Annotated in this window: 13 protein-coding genes; 8 read left to right on the top strand and 5 right to left on the bottom strand. The window is 66.4% G+C overall.

The genetic code is table 11. The features are described from left to right. Window positions 1–106 precede the first annotated feature (106 nt). From ACLBWH_RS00770 to ACLBWH_RS00780, 3 genes are read left to right on the top strand one after another with little or no spacing between them, the layout of a single operon-like run. The gene (locus ACLBWH_RS00770) at window positions 107–2,353 is read left to right on the top strand and encodes a hypothetical protein (RefSeq protein WP_447796057.1); all 2,247 of its coding nucleotides are present in this window, start codon (window positions 107–109) and stop codon (window positions 2,351–2,353) included. Next, complete coding sequence (locus tag ACLBWH_RS00775; protein WP_447796059.1) at window positions 2,350–3,345, top strand: TniB family NTP-binding protein; 996 nt, start codon at window positions 2,350–2,352, stop codon at window positions 3,343–3,345. Before ACLBWH_RS00770 ends, ACLBWH_RS00775 begins: the two co-directional genes overlap by 4 nt. Next, window positions 3,342–5,276, top strand: coding sequence for a hypothetical protein (locus ACLBWH_RS00780; RefSeq protein ID WP_447796061.1), 1,935 nt, complete (start codon window positions 3,342–3,344; stop codon window positions 5,274–5,276). Before ACLBWH_RS00775 ends, ACLBWH_RS00780 begins: the two co-directional genes overlap by 4 nt. 497 nt (window positions 5,277–5,773) lie before the next feature. Here ACLBWH_RS00780 and ACLBWH_RS00785 read toward each other — a convergent pair whose 3' ends face one another. The 3 genes from ACLBWH_RS00785 to ACLBWH_RS00795 form a co-directional block, all read right to left on the bottom strand. Further along, window positions 5,774–5,923 carry a hypothetical protein gene (locus tag ACLBWH_RS00785; RefSeq protein WP_447796062.1) on the bottom strand — a complete coding sequence of 50 codons (150 nt, stop codon included), beginning with the start codon at window positions 5,921–5,923 and terminating at the stop codon, window positions 5,774–5,776. A 102-nt stretch (window positions 5,924–6,025) separates the two neighbouring features. Next, window positions 6,026–7,135 carry a hypothetical protein gene (locus ACLBWH_RS00790; protein WP_447796064.1) on the bottom strand — a complete coding sequence of 370 codons (1,110 nt, stop codon included), beginning with the start codon at window positions 7,133–7,135 and terminating at the stop codon, window positions 6,026–6,028. 29 nt (window positions 7,136–7,164) lie between these two features. Continuing rightward, on the bottom strand, window positions 7,165–9,882 hold the full coding sequence (locus tag ACLBWH_RS00795) for a TonB-dependent receptor (protein WP_447796066.1): 2,718 nt from the start codon (window positions 9,880–9,882) through the stop codon (window positions 7,165–7,167). Window positions 9,883–10,017: 135 nt separating this feature from the next. Between ACLBWH_RS00795 and ACLBWH_RS00800 the strand changes: the two genes are divergently transcribed. Beyond that, complete coding sequence (locus ACLBWH_RS00800; RefSeq protein ID WP_447796067.1) at window positions 10,018–11,118, top strand: ROK family transcriptional regulator; 1,101 nt, start codon at window positions 10,018–10,020, stop codon at window positions 11,116–11,118. Window positions 11,119–11,174: 56 nt separating this feature from the next. On the opposite strand, the gene ACLBWH_RS00805 is transcribed toward ACLBWH_RS00800, so the two are convergent. Then, entirely contained in the window at window positions 11,175–13,691 is a 2,517-nt protein-coding gene (locus tag ACLBWH_RS00805; RefSeq protein WP_447796069.1) for an ATP-binding protein, read from the bottom strand. A 144-nt stretch (window positions 13,692–13,835) separates the two neighbouring features. Between ACLBWH_RS00805 and ACLBWH_RS00810 the strand changes: the two genes are divergently transcribed. Further along, the gene (locus ACLBWH_RS00810; RefSeq protein ID WP_038665254.1) at window positions 13,836–14,204 is read left to right on the top strand and encodes a response regulator; all 369 of its coding nucleotides are present in this window, start codon (window positions 13,836–13,838) and stop codon (window positions 14,202–14,204) included. A gap of 141 nt (window positions 14,205–14,345) precedes the next feature. Continuing rightward, window positions 14,346–14,768, top strand: a complete 423-nt coding sequence (locus ACLBWH_RS00815; RefSeq protein WP_447796072.1) for a VOC family protein — start codon at window positions 14,346–14,348, stop codon at window positions 14,766–14,768. Between the two features lie 113 nt (window positions 14,769–14,881). On the opposite strand, the gene ACLBWH_RS00820 is transcribed toward ACLBWH_RS00815, so the two are convergent. Next, entirely contained in the window at window positions 14,882–15,904 is a 1,023-nt protein-coding gene (locus ACLBWH_RS00820) for a LacI family DNA-binding transcriptional regulator (RefSeq protein ID WP_447796074.1), read from the bottom strand. A 145-nt stretch (window positions 15,905–16,049) separates the two neighbouring features. Between ACLBWH_RS00820 and ACLBWH_RS00825 the strand changes: the two genes are divergently transcribed. Continuing rightward, window positions 16,050–17,468, top strand: coding sequence for a GH1 family beta-glucosidase (locus ACLBWH_RS00825; RefSeq protein ID WP_447796075.1), 1,419 nt, complete (start codon window positions 16,050–16,052; stop codon window positions 17,466–17,468). 61 nt (window positions 17,469–17,529) lie between these two features. Then, window positions 17,530–18,246, top strand: a complete 717-nt coding sequence (locus ACLBWH_RS00830; RefSeq protein ID WP_447796076.1) for a DUF6445 family protein — start codon at window positions 17,530–17,532, stop codon at window positions 18,244–18,246. Window positions 18,247–18,300: the final 54 nt, after the last annotated feature.

Raw genomic sequence — 18,300 nt, forward strand, 5'->3', positions numbered from 1 at the left:
GGCCACCTGAGATCTGTCGGACGCCAAAGACCACAGCCATATCACCAGCCGTGGTCTTCCGTGCGCGCCGGGGCCGAACGGCTCCGCATGCGCGCAGGAGAAGACCATGAAGAACGAATACGACAACGACCCGACCGCTGACACCACCGTCGCCAACTTGTTCGAGGGCAAGTATCAATACGGGGATATCCCGCTCGCGATCCGCGCATCGCTCGGCGACGGTCACCTCGAGATCCGCAACCTGAACACGGGCGGCCCGTTCCAGCTCCCGCACCCGAAGATCCCCGGAGCCAAGTTCGCACCTGACGCGCTCTGGGCCGAACGCGCCATCAGCGAGAACAGGCTGCTCCGCATCCAGTCCGTCGACGCCAGCGTGTTCGTGCCGGAGCACGACGACGACGAGGCGGCTGCGATCGATCCCTTCGCCTTGGCGAAGTGGAAGCTCGTCCGCGAGATCACCGCGCGCGGCATCGGCGCCAGCCACCCGAAGCTGTCGGCGACCATCACCGAGGTCTGGAAGGAACTCGGCCTAGAGGCCGATCACGGCGAGCGTCCAACGACCAAGAGCGTGCGCGCATGGCTCGGCAAGGGCGATCCGGAGACCATATCGGTCGCCGAGCTGATGTCCCGCTCGGGACAGGGCAACCGCGCCAGCCGGCTGGATCCCGCTCTCGTCCAGCCGCTCGAAGATGCCGCCGAGCACTATTACACCCAGCGCGGCCTGCGCCTGCGCGACAGCACGGCGCACCTAAAGGACGCGGTGAAGGCCATCAACGTCACGCGCCCGCCGACCGATCAGCTCTCCGCCCCAAGCCGCGAGACCCTTCGCCGGCGCATCGGCGAGCTGCTGACCGAGGAGCGCTACACGAAGAAGTACGGCAAGACCGCGGCGGCCAAGAACTTCCGCGGCGCCGGCCTCGGCTTGCAGGCGACGCGCATCGGCCAGCTCGGCGCGATGGACGACACCGTGCTCGACGGGATCGCGTGCTTCGACGCCGAGCGCGGCCTGCCGGCGGGCCGCCCGAACCTCTGCCTCATCGTCGACGTGGCCTCGCGCTGCATCGTCGGATACCTGCTGAGCTTCTCGCCGCCGACGGCGAATACCGCGATCGAGACCATCAAGGCGGCCAACGCCTACAACCGCGTGCCCAAGGAGCTGCTTGAACTCTATCCGGTCCTCGAGCGGATCAACTGCCGGTTCGAGGAGATCGTCGTCGACCGGGGGTCGAACTACACCTCCATGCCCTTCGGACAGGCATTGCTCGACGTCGGGACCGTGCTCCGCTTCGCCCGCGTGCGACGCGCCCGCGACAAGGCGATCGTGGAGCGGATCTTCCATACGCTGAAGACCTTCCTGCTCGATAAGCTGCCCGGCGCCACCTATGCGCCCAAGCTGATGCGCGAATTCGGCTACGATCCCGAGAAGGAGGCGTGCCTGACGATATCGGAGCTGCGCGAACTCATCGAATACTTCATCGCCGTCTACCACATGACGGTGCATAGCGGCATCGGCACCCAGCCGGCGCAGTTCTGGACCAGGTCGATGGCGGCGCACGGGCGCCACCTTATGACCGACGCGCCCCGCTTCGGCATCCTGCTCGGCGAGACCATCTATGGCGTTCAGCTCCACCGCTGGGGCTTCGTCCTCAACGGCATCCGCTACACGCACCCGACGCACGTCCAGATCGGCCTGGACGCGCTTGCTGGCGCGCAGGCGGTCGCCACCAGCGAGGGCTACACGGAGGCCCCCAGCGAGGAGGGTCGCAACAGCACTGGCCGTCGGCGCAAGTCTCGCAAGGCCGGCCTCGGCGACAATGGGGCTTCGGCCAACCTGAAGGTCAAGCGCAACACGGCCAACCTCGGGCGTGTCCACGCTTGGGTTCCCGGCCATGGCTGGCTCGAATACGAGGCGGCCAACATCGGATACGCCGAGGGGCTGTCTCTTCATCAGCACGAGCAGATCGGTAAGTGGGCCGCGTCCAGGAACATGGCCTTCTCGACCGAAGAGGACCAGCTGGCCGCCCGCGCCTCGCTCAACAAGCGCATCCAGGAACTCGCCCCCGACATGTCGCTGCGGAACCGCCGCTCGATCGCTCGGATGCTGGAGGACAATGCCGTCGTCGCGGGGCCGACGACCGTCGTCCACGACGACGCCGTCATCCCGGTAGATCCGTGTGACGAGCGCTCCGACCCCATGGCCGAGCCGAAGCCTGTGACGGACGTCGATGCCAACGGCCGGCCGGTCGCCCAGACGGAAGCGGAGAAGGCGATCCGGTCCAAGCTGAAGGAGGTGCAGGATCTCGACTGGGAACAGGTCGTCCCGGATGAAGAGATGATGGAGGAGCACGCATGATGGGCTCCAACCACACCCTCGCTAAGCTGCCCAACGACCTCGTCCCGCGCACGGGCGAACGCGAGCCGCTCTCCGAGCACACCGATGCGGCCATCGAATCCGGCAGACGGTTCGACGAAGCGAGGATCGTCCACCCCGCGCATGAGCGCGTCATCGGGGCGTTCGACCAGGCGCGGCGCATCGGCGTCGCGTCCGGCGACAAGCGCAAGATGCTGATCGCGTCGCTCGGCGCGTCGGGATCGGGCAAGACGACCTCGATGGAGACCTTCGCGGCGCGGACCGCTGCGGGGCGACCGCAGGTTGGCAAGCACCCCGCGAAGCCCGTGGTGATCGTTCAGGTCGACAACGGCTGCACCAACCGCCGCCTCTGGGCGCTTGTCCTCGAGGGGCACGATGACCCGCCTGGCCGGGGAACCGAGGAGACGTTCCGCACCCGGGCCTACGCCACCATGCGGCGGGCCGGCACGGAGATGGTGATCTTCGACGAGGCCCAGCACCTGCTGCGCTCGCCGAGCGCTCGCGACGTGACGGACACCATCAAGCGGATCCTGGATGACGGCGTCGTGACCCTCGGCCTCGTTGGGACCGAGGCCGCGCTGCCGCTCATCCAGAAGAACATCCAGCTCGCAAACAGGATGCTCGCGCCGGCCCCGATCAAGGCGCTCGACGCCAAGAACGAGGCGGACCGCACCGATTTCAAGGCGTTCCTGCGCAAGCTCGACGACTTCATCGTCGGCCGGGGGATCGTGCCCGAACGGTCCTTCCTCGACGATCCCCGCATCCTGCGGTGCCTGTTCGTCATCTCGGCCGGCGTGGTTGGCGTGGCGGTCAACCTGATCCGCCAGGCGACCGTGCACGCCGTCAGCCGCGGCGCGACCCGCATCGAGCCCTACGACCTGTCGCGCGTCACGGACGACTGGGCCGTGCCCACGGGCGTGTGCGAGGATAATCCGTTCCCGATGGTCTTCGACGGAAAGGTGGTGGTGCGATGAGCGCGCTCGACCTCCCGCAGGTCCGCTGGCCGATCGTCCCGGTCGGCGGCGAGTCTCTGCCCAGCGTGCTCGTGCGCACCGCCGAGGAGAATGGCCACCCCGACATGGGCACCATCCTCAGCTTCGCGCGACTTGGAACGTGGAACGGCATCGGCATCACCATGCGGCATGAGCAGTCCCGGGCCGCCCTCGCGCACGTGATCGACCAGCCGCAGGCAGTGGTGGACGAACGCGCTCACGCCCTCACCGAGTCGATCGCGGGTATGGACACGATCGACTTCTTCGGCGCGCGCGTGCTGGCGAGCGATGTGCTCTACGACCGTCGCCGCATGGGCAGCACGGCGGGGAATGGCGTGCACCACAAGGCGGTGTGGCAGATGATCCACCTGCCCGTGGATGTCGACGACGGAGCGATCATCGTCGACCGCTGCCAGTCCTGCGGCACCCGGCTGGGTTGGCGGACCATCACCAGCACCTCGCAATGCGCGATCTACAGGACCAGCGGGGCGGACCACGACCGCACGGCGTTCGTTTCGGCCGGCTACGACTGCCGCGTGCCGGGCGCGGGGGTCAACGATCAGCCCCGCATCATCGATGGCAACCGGCTGGACCGCGTCTCGCTGCTGGGGAAGCTGATCGATCCCCGGCCCGAGGTGCACGGACCCGTGCGCGACGCCCTGCATCCCGATCTCGGGGCGCAGGACCGAGGGATCGTCTTCTACCTCGGCCTCAAACTGGGCCGAGCCGTCGGCCTGGGCGGGACCGGTGCTCGGCTGCGCCGAGGGCTCGCTGCCCCGCTGGACGAGGCGATCACGGCGCTCGAGATCGGCTCGGAGATCATCGCGGGCTGGCCCGATAGCGTCGCCCGGCTCGTGGCCGAGAAGACGGGTGAGGATCACGAGCTCGCAATGGCGGCAATCGCGGCGGTGCGCCGCGTCTGCCACGGCGAGAGCGCGTGGCCCGACCACCGCGCGCTGGTCACCGCCGCGATGCCGGACATCGTCAACGGCCACTACCAGCACGTGATCAGGCGCATCGCCCCCGGGATCGTGGACGGGAAGGAGGCGTCGCGGATCATCGGTATCCGCAGCAGCTCCATGGTGCGCCTCATCCGTGCCAAGGCGATCGTGCCCCGCATCACCCGGGGCACGGCACGGACGCACGGCAGCTTCCTGCTGTCCGATGTCGAGGCGATCGCCGACGCCGTGAAGGACAGCGTCGAGGCAACGCAGATCGTCGACGAGACCGGCATCACGCTGCATGGCGTCGAGCAGCTGATCTGCGACGGGCAGCTGGCCCATGCAAACAGTCCCGCAGTGCTCGCGTTGTTTCCCAACCTGCGCGTCACGCGTGCGAGCTACGAGACGCTGCTGGACAGGATCCGAGCCGTGTCCAACGATGACGGAGGCTCCGGCGAGAGGCTGACGCTGAGGCTCGCCGTGCACCGGATCGGAGGGCGGGAAAAGCCGTGGGCAGCGATCATCGCGGCGCTCGTCGACGGCCGTCTGCCGTTCTTCATCGGCGGAGCGCCGGGACGGCTGATCGACCGCATCTGGGTCGCCTCCGGTCCCGCGATCGACGAAGTGCTCGCCAACGTCTTCGACAGGGCCGATCACGCGGCGCACTTCACGTTCGCAACCGTGATGCGCCAGCGCGATGCTATCGAGCTGCTCAACATCGACCCTTCGCGTTACCAGGACATCGCCAAGCTCCTGCCGCCCGAAGTTCACGGCCCGCACAAGACGCTCGTCGTGTCGGAGATGCTGAAGGTCGCCGCGCGCATCATCGACAGCCGGGAGGCGAAGCACAGGTGGGGCGCCAGGCTCGACCGGCGGCGGATGATCGACGACGGTGTCGGATGGTCGCGCGTCGAAATCGAGGCCGACTTCGCAAAGACCCGTCGGCCGAACCAAGAACGCTTCGAGTTCTAGACGACTGGGCCGCCCCAAGAGGGGCGGCCCTTTTTCGTTGGGCTGAACTTCCTCTCACGCCAAGCTGGAATTCGTTAGCGTGCCAAGTCGCTTATCTGGAAGCCGTTAGAGTGCTGACATTATGCGTGCGGAACATTCTCCGTCTTCCTAGACGGGGAAGCCGTTAATGAGCCATGACAATGATCGCGATACGATTACCTAACCGATAGCCCCCTGCGCCGTATCTGATCGGTTCGTTGCGTGATCGCCGGCTGTGGATACAGGGCTGGACGCCCTTGATCAGCGGGGCGTCTCTAAACCAGTCCGCGTCGTGGCGCGGTCGCCGGGCAGCCGTTGCGCTTCCGACCCGACACCTGCCGAGGCCAGTCCTTGGGGCAGATCGGCCTCAGCCGCTCGATCGGCTCGTTCGTCAGCCGACACAGGTCGCTGATCCTGATTTCCTCGCAGGGCCTGGATCAAATCGCGACGCTTATTTCGACGAGGGCTGGCAACCTGGCTCAATAGGAGTTTTCCGACAGCGTCTGATTGGTATCGATGTCATGATAGACGCCGCGATGCGCGATCACCTCATAGGCCGAGCTGGCGGTCGGCATCACCGCGGCAGCCAGAGCGGCGAACATCGCCGTTACCTTGGCAAACTTGATCATTGATCTTTCCTTTTCGAAAAATGGCATGGGTCGAGGGCGGCATGCGCTATCCGCTGGTCATCGTTTCCTCCTGATCGTTGGCGTGATGCGCGGTGCGCAGCGTCACCCGTCGCCGGTGAACACCGACGGGCCGGGCCGGGGGACGTCGCTCGGCGAGGTCAGCCGGCCGGTATCGGGATCGTAGCGGAAGGTTTCGCGGATCGCGTCGGTGTCGACGGTCAGGACGCCGTGCGCGAGGTCGTCGTCGACGCTGATCCGCCGCGGCGCCTGCCCCGGACAGGCGACGATCGCACCAGAGGCAAAGCCGCCGGCGCCGGCCGGGCGGATATGGCATAGCGGGCCGTCCGACCGGCCGAGATCGAGCCAGCCTTCGGCGGTGATGCGGTGGGTGTAGACGCCCTGCCCGTCCGCGCCGATCGTCGTGAACGCCTGGCCGCGCTCGAAGCGGCGCTGCGGCGCATCGAGGCCTTTGACCCCGACGACATTGTGGGTCAGCAAACCGTCCGGCCCGATGTAATAATGGCCGATCTGCGTCCCCGTATTGCCCGGCCAGCGCAGATGCATGTGGATGTGCGGCGGGGAGTCGCGATGATCGTGGGGGGCGTTGGTGTCGAAGCCCATGATCTGGATCGTCCCCAGCCCCGCCCGCGCGACATGCTCGCCCAGCCCGAGTTCGCGCACCGCCTCCCGCTGCGCGAATTCCAGCACGTCGGCCGCGGCGCGCTCGACCGCGGGGAAACGGCCGCCGGCATAATCGCCCGCTTGCCGCGCCGGATCGGCATGTTCGAAGCGCAGCACCATGCCCGGCTCGACGATATGCGTCGCCACCTCGCCGGCGGTGATCGCATCCGCCGGCACCGGCGGCAGCGCCACGACGATCCGCGCGCCCTCGCGCCGGAACGGCAGGTCGCCGCCTTCCAGGATCACCCGCCGGATCGTCGCGACCGACCCGGCGAAACCGAGCTCCAGCGACCGCATCCGCGGCACCGTCACGGCGACCACGGTCTCTCGGTCGTTGTCGGCGTTCCAGTTGGCTTCGGTGACGAGGCGACAGGCCGGACAACTCGCCGCATCGAAGCGCACCCCCGCGCCTGCCAGGTGCTTGACGAATTTGAGCACGACGCGGACCGTCGCCTCGGCCGGCGCCCCAACGGCCGCGTCCGGTGCACCGGCATCGGGCGCGGCGGTGGCCGCGGTAGCGGCGAGCATCATGCCCGCCGTTATGGCCGACAGCAGCGGCCTCACAGCTTCGGCGTCCACGACAGGCCGAGCCAAAACGTCCGTCCGACCGGGAAGAAGTAATTGACGTCCTCGCGCCGGCGCCCCTGGCGGACGACGAACGCCTCCTTGGTGAGATTCTGCACCTGACCGACGAGATCGAGCCCGTCGCGCACCGCGAAGCGCGCCTGCACGTCGACTTGCTGGCGCGGCTCCTGATAGAGATCGCGCAGCGGCGTATCGCCGTCCGCCGATTGCAGCGCACGACCGATGCGATTGTACGAACCGCGCAGCTCGACCGGCCCGGTGGCATAGAAGACGGTGAGGTTTGCGATATAGTCGGGCTGCTGGATCAATCCGCTGGTCCGCCGCGTCGCCGGCAGGCCCGCGGTGATCCCCGCCGCGCTGACCGGCTGGCGATACGATCCGTCGAGCAGCGTGACGTTGGCGTTGAAGCCGAGGCCCGGCACCGCCGCGACCCGGTCGATGGTATAGCCGACCTCCAGCCCCTTCACCCGCGCCGACGCGGCGTTGCGCGGCGTGGCGACGAAGACGGTCTGGTAGGTGACGCCCTGGAACAGCGTCGCCGGCCCCTGCTGGCTGCTGGTGAAGATCTCGTTGCGGATATCCTTGGTGAAGGCGGCGACCGAGATAATGCCGGCGCCGAGATACCATTCGTAAGACAGGTCGTAATTCCACGCCTCGCGCGGTTTCAGGTCGGGGTTTCCGGTGCTGATCGTCAGCGTGCCGTCGGTGCCGACCCCGAACGTGTTGCGAACGGCATATTGGCTATAGTCTGGCCGGCCGATCGTCTTCGACACGCCCGCGCGCAGCCGCATGCCATCGCCGAGCTGATAGGTGGCGAGCGCCGAGGGCAGCCAATAGGCATAGCCGGTGGTGCGCCGCATCGCGCGATAGGCGGTCGCCGCGGTGCTGGTCGGCTGGTTGGTGTCGACGACGAGATGCGTGCTGTCGTAGCGCACCCCGGCCTGCACGTCGAAGCGGTCGGTGCGGAACAGCGCCTGCGCATAGGCCGCCTTGGTCGTCTCCAGATCGCGGAAATCGTCGGCGGCATTGTTGGCGATCTGGTTGGTGGCGACGAAGGCGCTGCGCGTTGCCGCAAACCGCTGCCATGCCGCCTGCCGGTCGATCAGCAGATAGGGGACGTCTGGCGTCATATAGGCGCCGGGACGCTGATCGTAGAGCAGGCCGCGCATCGACCCGATCGTCGTCTGTCCAGCGGCATCGGCGGGGACATATTCGGCGTAGCGCTGGTCGTAGGCGAGATCGGTGCGCGTCGCCGCGACGCCGATGTTGGCGCCGAAGCCGCGGTCGAGCGCCGCGGCGTTGATGCCGAGGTTGACCTTGGCGTAATCCACCGTCGAATCGAGGTTGCGGTCGATGCTGCGATAGTAGAGCGCGCGATAGCTGTCGGGATTGTTGGCCGCGGCGCTGTCGTTGAGCGTCAGCCGCGAGCGGCCGTGGACGATGCGATAGGCATAGCCGAACGCCGGCAGATAGCCTGCCGTGGCGCTGCCAGGCTGCGGGTTGGTGTCGTATTTGATCATCTCGCGCAGCTCGCGATAGGTCGCCTGCGATCGCGCGAGGGTCGTGTCGAGCACCACGCCACCGCCGAAATCGTGATGCCCCTTGGCATCGACCAGCCAGGTGTCGCGCGTCACCGGTTGATAGGTCAGCCCTTGTTGCAGGTCGCCGCGCGCAAACCGGCCGCTGGTCGGCGTAACGTCGGTCGGCGCGCCGGTCGGGACGGTGAGCATCTCGTACCGGGTCTCGGTATCGGTGTCGTGATAATAGCCGCCGAACAGCGCCAGCGCGGTCGCATCGTCGGGTCGCCATTCCAGCTTCAGATTGCCGCTGAGCCGGGTGCGCATGTTCTCGAAGAAATAATCTTGGTTGCGTACCGGTACCGGATAGCCGGTCGACGGAGCGGCGAAGGGCGTGCGCGCGCCCTTTGCGGTGAAATAGGACCAGCCCGCGCCGTTGCTGTCGCCGGGCAGTTCGGCGCGCGCGGTCGACGGCAGGCGCTGGTATTCGGCCGAGGCGACGACGCCGAACTCGCGGTTGGCGCCGAACCGCGCCGCGGCGGTGGCATCGGTGCGGATCGTCACACCACCACCGCGGACGAGCTTGCCGGCGGTGTCGTTGTCGCCGGCATTGGCGTTGAGCACGAGGCTGCGATCGCCGCGGCCGTCGAACGCGCTCTTCGACACGATGTTGATCTGCCCGCCCAGCGCGTGCGGATCATATTGCGCGGTGACGCTCTTGATCGCCTCGATCCGCGAGACCAGCGATGCCGGCAGCATCTCGAGCCGCGCACCGCGATAGACCCAGTCGGGCGAGGCGAGCGGGATGCCGTCGATCGTGACGAGATTGTAGCGCGGATCGAGACCGCGGATCGTCGCACGCTGATAGATGTCGCGGTTCTTGGTCGCATCCGCACCGCCGACCACGGACACGCCGGTGATCCGCCGGCTCGCCTCGACGATGTTGAGGTCGGGCAATCGGCCGACATCGTCCTGCGCGACGGAATCGAGGATCACCGCCGCGTCGCGCTTCGCCTTGGTCGCCGAGCGCTGCGATGCGCGGAAGCCGGTGACGACGATGTCCGGCTGATCGCTGTCCTGCGCGCTCGCGTCGCCTGCGACAGACGCACCGGCCTGCTCCTGAGCCTGCGCCGGCATCCCCGCCAGCATCGTGCCGGCTGCCAGCGTCAACAGCATGGAACGTCTCGTAAAATATGTCATGAGCCCCCTCGACATCGGTTAATAAATATCACTCTGTACGATATGTATTTGACAGTCTGAAGACGGTGGGGCTAACGCTGGGCGGTCGGCCTCTGCGTAAAGTTAGTGAAGATGAACCACCTCTCCCTCACCCCGCGCGCGCGCCGCGTGCTGACCCTCGTCAGGCGGCACGACGGCCTGTCGCGATCGGCGCTGATCCGCGACACCGGCCTGTCGGGCACCGCGATCTTCCGCGCCACCGAGGAGCTGGAGGCCGCGGGGCTGGTCCGTGCGGGCGAGGCCGTGGCGCAGGGCCGCGGCCAGCCGAGCGCGACGATCCACATCGTTCCCGACGCCGCCTTCAGCCTCGGCCTGTCGGTGATGACCGACCGCGCCGACGTGCTGCTGCTCGACCTCGCGGGGGCGGTTCGCGCGCGGCGGGAGATCAGCCTGCCGGGGATGCCGCGCGCTGCCCTGCTCGATGCGGTCGCCAGCTTCCGCGACGAACAGCCGCTGCGCGAGCGGATCGTCGGGATCGGCGTGGCGATCGCCGGCTTCTTCACCGCCCCGCGGATCGTCAACCCCTCCCCCGAACTCGACGACTGGGCGCTGGTCGATCTCGAAGCGCTCGTCGGCCGCCGCCTCGGCCTGCCCGCGATGGTCGAGAACATCGCGGCGGCCACCGCGATCGGTGAGCATCTGCTCGGCATCGGCGCCGACTTCGGCAGCTTCTGCTACGTCAACGTCGCTGCCGGCTTCCGCGCCGCGACCGTCATCGACGGCCAGTTGTTCCGTGGCCATCACGGCAATGCCGGCGAGATCGCCGGGCTGTTCACCTTCGCGGGTCGCACCACGCCGAACCTCGGCGACCTCAGGGCCACGCTAACGGACCACGGCACCGTCTGCGACGGCATCGGCGATCTGGTGGCGCGGTTTGATCCGCGCTGGCCGGGGGTCGACGCGTGGCTCGCCGCGCGCCAGGATTCCTTCACCTGGCTATTCCAGACGCTACGTTATGCCTTCGACTGCGAAGCGATCGTGCTGGGCGGCCGGTTGCCGCGCGCGCTCGCGCGCCAGATCGTCGACGCGGTGGAATGGCCCGAACGCACCCTGCCCGAACGCCGCGGCGTACGCGAGCCGCCCGCGACGCTTGCGGTGGCGGCGCTGGAGCCGGATCTGGCGGCTCCGCTGGGCGCCGCGGCGCTGGTTCTCCACCACCGGATGTTCATCTGATACTGTCGATATCCAGATGGACACATCTACTGACCGGAAGCGGCGCTCTCGATCGCCTAAGCCACGTTGCGCAGCGTCTCCAACACCGTATGAACCACGCTCTTCTCACTGCCCGCTGCCGCCGTTTCCAGCTGCTCCTCGAGTTCTGCCGCGCGTATGCCGAGATCCCTCTGCCCGAACATCGCGGCGGAGCCCGCTAGCTTGTGGAGGAGCCCCGCAAGCTGCCTGACCTGCTCTTCGTTCAACTGGTCGTCGGCGGCGAGGCGCTCGGCCAGGGAAACCAGTTCCGCCTTACGGTCGTCGAAGCGGGCTTGTAGTGCCGGGCTGACGGTGAACGTCGGTGTGGCGATGACCTGGAAAGGCGCGGAACGGGTCCATTTCTGGACGGCGCGCGTCAGCATCGCCAGGTCGAGCGGCTTGGCGAGATGGTCCTGCATCCCGGCGTCGAGGCAGGTGGCGACGTCGTCGGCATAGGCATTGGCCGTCAGCGCCACGATCGGCAGGTGATCGGCGGTGATCCCCGCCGACCGTATCGCTCTGGCGGCGTCCAGCCCGTCCATGACGGGCATCTGCACGTCCATCAGCAGCAGGTCGAAATTCGCATCGGCGGCGGTCGCCGCCTGCACGGCGCGCAGGCCGTTGTCGACGATGACGCAATCATGGCCGAGCCGCGACAGCATCGCCTTCATCAACACCTGATTGACGTCGTGATCCTCGGCGAGAAGGATACGGAGCGGGCGCTGCCCGGTCGCCCGGGCGGCGATCAGGACCGCTTCCCGCGCGTCGGTTTGCGCCGGCAGCAATGGCAGGCGCAGCGTGAACGTCGTGCCGATCCCCTCGTCGCTGGTCAGTTCCAGACTGCCGCTCATCAACGCCGCGAGTTGCTTGCTGATCGTCAGGCCGAGACCGGTGCCGCCGAACCGTTTCGCCGTGGATTGTTCGGCCTGGGTGAATTGATCGAATACCGCCGCCTGACGATGCGCGGGGATGCCGATGCCGGTATCCTCCACGGCGACTTCGAACATCGCACGCCCCTGCCGCTCGACGCCATATGCACGCAGGCACACGCTGCCCGCCGGGGTGAATTTCACCGCATTCGCTAGCAGGTTCAGCGTGACCTGACGCAATCGCAGGCCATCCAGCAGCACGCAGACCGGCAGCGTGTCGTCGATCTCGACATCGAGCCGCAGGCCCTTCTGGGATGCGGCGGGTTGTACGAGCTTGATGCAGTTGCGCAGAGCATGGCGGAGATCGATCGGCTCGGGCGAGATTTGCATCTGCCCTGCCTCGATCTTGGAGAGATCGAGAATGTCGTTGAGCAGGCGCATCATCGCCTTGGCGGAATCGACGATCAATTGCGCCTGATGGCGTTGCTCCGTCGATATCTCGCTGTTGAGCAACAGGTCGGCGAAGCCCAGAACGCCATTCATCGGCGTGCGTATCTCATGGCTCATATTGGCGAGGAAACTCGACTTGGCGCGCACGGCGGCTTCGGCATGTTCGCGCGCCGCCTCCAGTTCGACTTCGAGGCGTTTGCGTTCGGTGACGTCGCGCAGCGACGTGATGATCTCGCGCGGTTCGCCAGTGGCTGGGTCGCGGACGAGGCCGGAATGCGCTTCGATCCATAGCTCGTACGCCGGCATGTCGATCCGCTTGGCGCGATAGGCCCGCACGCCGCGATCGAGGCTGCCGGTGACGAGCGCGCGGTGGAATGATTGCATTTCGGGACGATCGTCGGGGTGAACCGACGCGCCCAGCCGTTGCCCGACCAGCACGCTGGCTTTGACCCCGAACAATTGCTCGACCGATGGCGACGCATAGATGCAGCGACCCTTGAGGTCGATGCGCAGCACGGCATCGGTAGCGTTCTGCGCGAGGAGCGCCAGTTCCGATTCCGCCATTTCGCGGCGCAGGATGTCCGCCTCGAGCCGCTCGTTCGCGATGCGCAAGGCGTCGAGCCGCCGCCAGCGATCACGGTAGACGAGCACGGCAAGCAGCACGATGAGCAAGCCGCTAACGATCAGGCCCGCCTGGATCGGCTCGCGCAGATTCTCGGCGTGCTTTAGCCGGATAGCCAGCAGGCGCCGCTCCTCGGCGCTGATCCGCTTGATCAGGTCGATCAGGGCGGCGGTGGCCTCATGACTGTCGGGGCTCGCCATGATCCCGATCGCGTCACTCGCCCTGCCCTGCCGGGTCAAAGCGATGGTCTCGTCGATGTCCTTCAGCCTGGTGGTTGCGATCTGGGCGAACGCTTCGACGCGGGCGTGCTGATCGGGATTGTCGTCGGTCGACCGGCGCAGCGTCGACAATTGCCGCGGCACTTCGCGGGCGATCTGCGCGAGCGTGTCGCGCGCCTGCGTGTCGCCGAGGACGAGGGCGCGGCGGTATACCTCCGCGCGCAGCAGATCGACGCGGACGTCGGAGAGATGCTCCTTGACGGTGTAGGTGTGGCGAACCCAGGCGTCGGCCTTCTGCTTCTCGTGGACCAGCCAGAGCCCGGACCCCGCACAGCAGATCAGCAGGACCATCGCGACGATGAGCGCGACCTGCGACCTGATCCTCTCCGTGTACATCGCGGCGTCTCCCGTTAGACGTCGCGTCTACGGCGGGATTGGTTAAGGCCTTGTTGAACCATTGGTTCTTAAAGATGGGTGCTCGGGTTCGACGGCGTTGCGCCACCCCGAACCGCGGATTTCGAAACCTAGAGCGAGACACTTATGGCCCGGATCATCATCGCAGACGACGACGAGATCGTCGGTGAAATCGCACGCGATGCGCTCATTTCGGCGGGCCACGGCGCCGGGCTCGTCCTCGACGGTGGCGAGGCGCTCAAGATCATCAAGGCGCGAAAGCCTGATCTGGTGATCCTCGACTGCAACATGCCGGGTCTGGCGGGCGTCCTGTTGGTGCAGGAACTGCGCAAGAGCGCTGCCTTCGCCGATCTGCCGGTCATGATGCTCACCGGGCGTCAGGGGCAGCGCGACGAGGAGCTCGCCCGCTTCGCCGGCGCCAACGATTATATGAAAAAGCCGTTCGACCCGGACGAACTCGTTTTCCGGGTCGAGCAGCTTCTCGCAAAGGCATAGCGCCTACTTCGACAGATTTGGCACAAGGCGTCGCTCAAATCGCCCTGCCCGCTTCCCAATTTCGGTTAATCGTTCATTCTGATCTCCGCGCTGCGCGCCGGTCGACTCGGCGGCCGCCGTTTCGACGCAGGGAGCATTACGATGACCAAGATGATCTTCGTCAACTTGCCGGTCGCCGATGTCGCGGCATCGACGGCCTTTTATGAGGCGATCGGCTTCGAGAAGAACGCCCGCTTCAGCAACGAGCAGTCGTCTTCGATGGTGTGGTCGGATGCGATCTACGTCATGCTGCTCGCCAAGCCCTTCTTTGCGACATTCACCGAGAAGACGATCGTCGACGCGACGACGAACTCCACCGGACATTACGCGCTGTCGTTCGATAGTCGCGAAGCGGTCGACGCGATTACGCGGGCAGCGGTCGAAGCGGGCGGACGTGAGGTGCATGAGCCGCAAGACATGGGTTTCATGTACAGCCGCGCGTTCGAGGATCTTGATGGTCACGGCTTCGGACCGTTCTGGATGGACGCAGCCGCGATCGAGAGTGGACCGCCAGATCACGCCTAGGCGCACGTCCGTTCAGCTCGGCTGTCTTACCGCTCGCGAGCGTTCGAAGCGGCAACACCTTAGGTTCGATCTTCCTTTGGGCGGATCACGGCCGACGGCTCAAGTGGGGTGCATCAGCGGGGCACAGGCCCGGTCGACTGACGGATGATCAGTTCGTGTCGATGCTTGCGACACATGTCAGGGCTTTGGTCATTGAGCTGGGCCACGACCATGTCGGCGGCCGCGACCGCCATATCGAACACCGGCTGACGCACCGTCGTGATCGCCGGCCAAGCGATCCGCGCGACTTCAGAATCGTCAAAGCCGGTGATCGACAGATCGCCCGGAACCGTCAGCCCCGCCTCGAGCGCGGCGATCAGCGCACCAACCGCCATATCGTCGTTTTGCGCGAGGATCGCGGTCGGCCGATTGGCGCGATGCAGCAAGGTCTGCGCCGCCGCATAGCCGCTGTCATAGGTGTAGAAGCCGGTCGCCACGTGATCGCGCGGCATCGGCAAACCCGCTGCTGCGAACGCCTCGCCATAGCCTTTCATCCGCGCATCGGCGGAGGCGTGCGTGGGATCGCCCGTGATGATGCCCACGTTGCGATGGCCGAGCGCGATGACATGCGCCGCTATTTCGCGCGCGGCCGTCACGTCGTCGATCAGATTGCTCGGCCCCGCCTCGATCAGGCGCGTCGGGGCGATCCGCGCGAAGCGGATGCTCGCCGCGGTGAGGTCCGCCATGATGCGGGCGTTGTCCGACGCTGGCGGGGCGAGCACGACGCCGTCGAGCGCTGCCGACCGTAACAATCCTACGACGTCGGCTTCATGCTCCGAGATCGAGGCGATCGGAATGACGACGAGGCGGAAGTGTTCGCCGCGCAGGCGTTCCAGCACACCCTTCTGCAGATCGACCACATAGCTGGGCGACGGATTTTCGTAGACGAGGCCGATCAGATGCGAGCGGCGCTGAACCAGCGCGCGTGCCAGCATGTTGGGATGGTAGTTGACCGCGGCCGCCGCCTCCCTGACGCGCCGGATCACCTCCTCCGTCACATGGGGTTGCCCGTTCAGGACCCGGGAAACCGTCTTGATCGACACCCCCGCATGGCGGGCGACATCGACAATCGTAGTGCGGCGCTGATCGTGGACCATGAGACGGCGTAGGCACGATCGTGCATTTGGTCCACATCGGCGTCCGGACAGCATAGCGAAATATCGCTCGCAGCCGATTGACAACGTAGGACAAAAAGGCCGTTATGCCGGCAACGCTACAAAAGCGATATATCGGAGAGGGCAGATGAACCGCCGCGACATGCTACGGAACGGATTGACGGCCGGCGTCGGCCTAGCAGCGGGGATGCAACGGGCATCTGCCGATCCCGTCGACCTCTCGTTCCCCGCCGACTTCCGCTGGGGCTGTGCCACCGCCGCCTATCAGATCGAAGGTGCCGTGCGCGAAGATGGTCGCGGCCAGACCAACTGGGACGTCTTTTCGCATACGCCCGGCAAGGTCGCCAACAATGATACCGGCGACGTCGCCTGTGACAGTTACCACCGCTATGCGGAGGACATCGCGCTGCTGAAGGCGCTCGGCGTCAACAGCTACCGGATGTCGATCGCGTGGTCGCGCATCTTTCCGAATGGGCGCGGCAAGGTCAATCAAAAGGGCCTCGACTATTACAATAAGATCATCGATGCGCTGATCGCCGCAGGCATCCGGCCGTACGTGACGATGTTCCACTGGGATCTTCCACAGGCGCTGCCGGGCGGCTGGCAGAACCGCGACACGGCTTATGCTTTTGCCGATTATGCGGGATTCATGGCGAGCAAGCTGTCGGATCGCGTCCAGGATTTCATGACGGTCAACGAACTCGCCTGCTTTACCGATCTGGGCCATCAGCGCGGCATACACGCACCCGGACTCAAGCTGGCGGCGGCGGCGGTCAACCAGGTTCGCCATCATGGTGTGCTCGCGCACGGGCTGGGCGTTCAGGCGATCCGCGCGCATGCTGAGCCGGGCACGCGCGTCGGCCTGGCGGACAATACCAGCTTCCATATCCCGGTGATCGAAACGGCCGAGCATATCGCCGCGGCGAAGAAGGCGACACGGGAAAAGAATGCGATGTTCCTGACCGCGATCATGGAGGGACATTATCTCGACAGCTATCTCGCCGAGCAGGGCGCGGCCGCTCCCAAGGTGCAGTCGGGCGACATGGCCGCGATCGGCAGTCCGCTCGATTTCGTCGCGCTTAACATCTACGCGCCCGAATGGGTCCGCGCCGATGCTGGCCCGAAGGGATATGCCGTCATCCCGCATATCGCATCCTCGCCGCGGATGGCATCGCCCTGGCTCGTCGTGGGTCCGGAAGTCGCTTATTGGGGCGTACGGATGGTGAGCGAGCTGTGGCGGCCCAAGTCGCTCTTCATATCGGAGAATGGCGCATCGGCGGACGATCCCGTTGCCGACGGCCGTATCGATGACGTCGACCGGATCATGTATCTGCGAAATTATATCGGGCAGTTCCGCCGCGCCGTGGCGGAAGGCTATCCGCTCAAAGGCTATTTCCTGTGGAGCCTGATGGACAATTTCGAATGGGCGGACGGCTACGGCAAACGCTTCGGGATCCACTATGTCGATTTCGCCACGCAGAAACGGACCCCGAAGCTGAGTGCGGCCTGGTACAAGGAGGTCATACGGCAGAACCGGTTGGTATGACCCTTCGGGCGCAGCGCCTGATCCGCGGTGAAAAGGCAGCCCTGCCGAAAGTGATCGAGCGATGACGACCAGCTTCGACCTCGCGACGGGGGTCAGGCTTGGCGCATCCGTGATCGGGAGCGAGCAGGAACCGCTGCTTCAAGCCGACGGATTCCTCGCCGACCCGGCCGGGCTGCGCGACATTGCCGCGGCGCAAGCGTTCCAACCCGCCTTCGGTCCTACGGGAGGCTATCCGGGACTGCGCGCGGCGCTGCCCGATGGCTATATCCAGTCGGTCGTGAACGTGCTCGTCAGGCCGCTCGCCGAAGCCTTCTCGCTCGGGTCGGTACGTCCGCTGCATGCGCAGGGCGCGTTCTCGCTCGTGACCTTGCCGCCGGCCGATCTGAAGCCGGCGCAACGGGTGCCGCACGTCGATTCGGTGAACCCTATGCAGTTCGCGATCCTTCACTATCTCTGCGACGAAGCGGCCGGCGGCACCGCTTTCTATCGCCATCGCGCCACGGGGTTCGAGCTGTTGAGCCAGGCGCGACTCGCGGCATATGATGCGGTGCGCGCCACCGAAGGCGCACCCGCCGGCTACGTCGACGACGGCGCGCCCTGGTTCGAACGGACCGCGCGGGTGACGGCCAAGTGGAACCGGCTGGTCGTCTACCGCAGCTGCGTCCTGCACTCGGGAACGGTGCCCTCGCCCGAAATGCTCAGCTCCGATCCGCGGCGGGGGCGCCTGACGGCAAACGTGTTCCTCACCCTCACGCCATCGGGACCGACGATCGCCTGACGTCGCGCACCGTGTGGCCCGACACGTACGCCCGCGGCGTCGACAACGCGCGGC

The organism is Sphingomonas sp. M6A6_1c, from assembly GCF_053345135.1.

Coding starts and splice junctions, on each gene's coding strand:
- ACLBWH_RS00800 (WP_447796067.1), top strand. CDS start 10,018: ATGAACCACCTCTCCCTCACCCCGCGCGCGCGCCGCGTGCTGACCCTC.
- ACLBWH_RS00775 (WP_447796059.1), top strand. CDS start 2,350: ATGATGGGCTCCAACCACACCCTCGCTAAGCTGCCCAACGACCTCGTC.
- ACLBWH_RS00780 (WP_447796061.1), top strand. CDS start 3,342: ATGAGCGCGCTCGACCTCCCGCAGGTCCGCTGGCCGATCGTCCCGGTC.
- ACLBWH_RS00820 (WP_447796074.1), bottom strand. CDS start 15,904: ATGGTCCACGATCAGCGCCGCACTACGATTGTCGATGTCGCCCGCCAT.
- ACLBWH_RS00795 (WP_447796066.1), bottom strand. CDS start 9,882: ATGCTGTTGACGCTGGCAGCCGGCACGATGCTGGCGGGGATGCCGGCG.
- ACLBWH_RS00825 (WP_447796075.1), top strand. CDS start 16,050: ATGAACCGCCGCGACATGCTACGGAACGGATTGACGGCCGGCGTCGGC.
- ACLBWH_RS00790 (WP_447796064.1), bottom strand. CDS start 7,135: ATGATGCTCGCCGCTACCGCGGCCACCGCCGCGCCCGATGCCGGTGCA.
- ACLBWH_RS00770 (WP_447796057.1), top strand. CDS start 107: ATGAAGAACGAATACGACAACGACCCGACCGCTGACACCACCGTCGCC.
- ACLBWH_RS00830 (WP_447796076.1), top strand. CDS start 17,530: ATGACGACCAGCTTCGACCTCGCGACGGGGGTCAGGCTTGGCGCATCC.
- ACLBWH_RS00810 (WP_038665254.1), top strand. CDS start 13,836: ATGGCCCGGATCATCATCGCAGACGACGACGAGATCGTCGGTGAAATC.
- ACLBWH_RS00785 (WP_447796062.1), bottom strand. CDS start 5,923: ATGATCAAGTTTGCCAAGGTAACGGCGATGTTCGCCGCTCTGGCTGCC.
- ACLBWH_RS00815 (WP_447796072.1), top strand. CDS start 14,346: ATGACCAAGATGATCTTCGTCAACTTGCCGGTCGCCGATGTCGCGGCA.
- ACLBWH_RS00805 (WP_447796069.1), bottom strand. CDS start 13,691: ATGTACACGGAGAGGATCAGGTCGCAGGTCGCGCTCATCGTCGCGATG.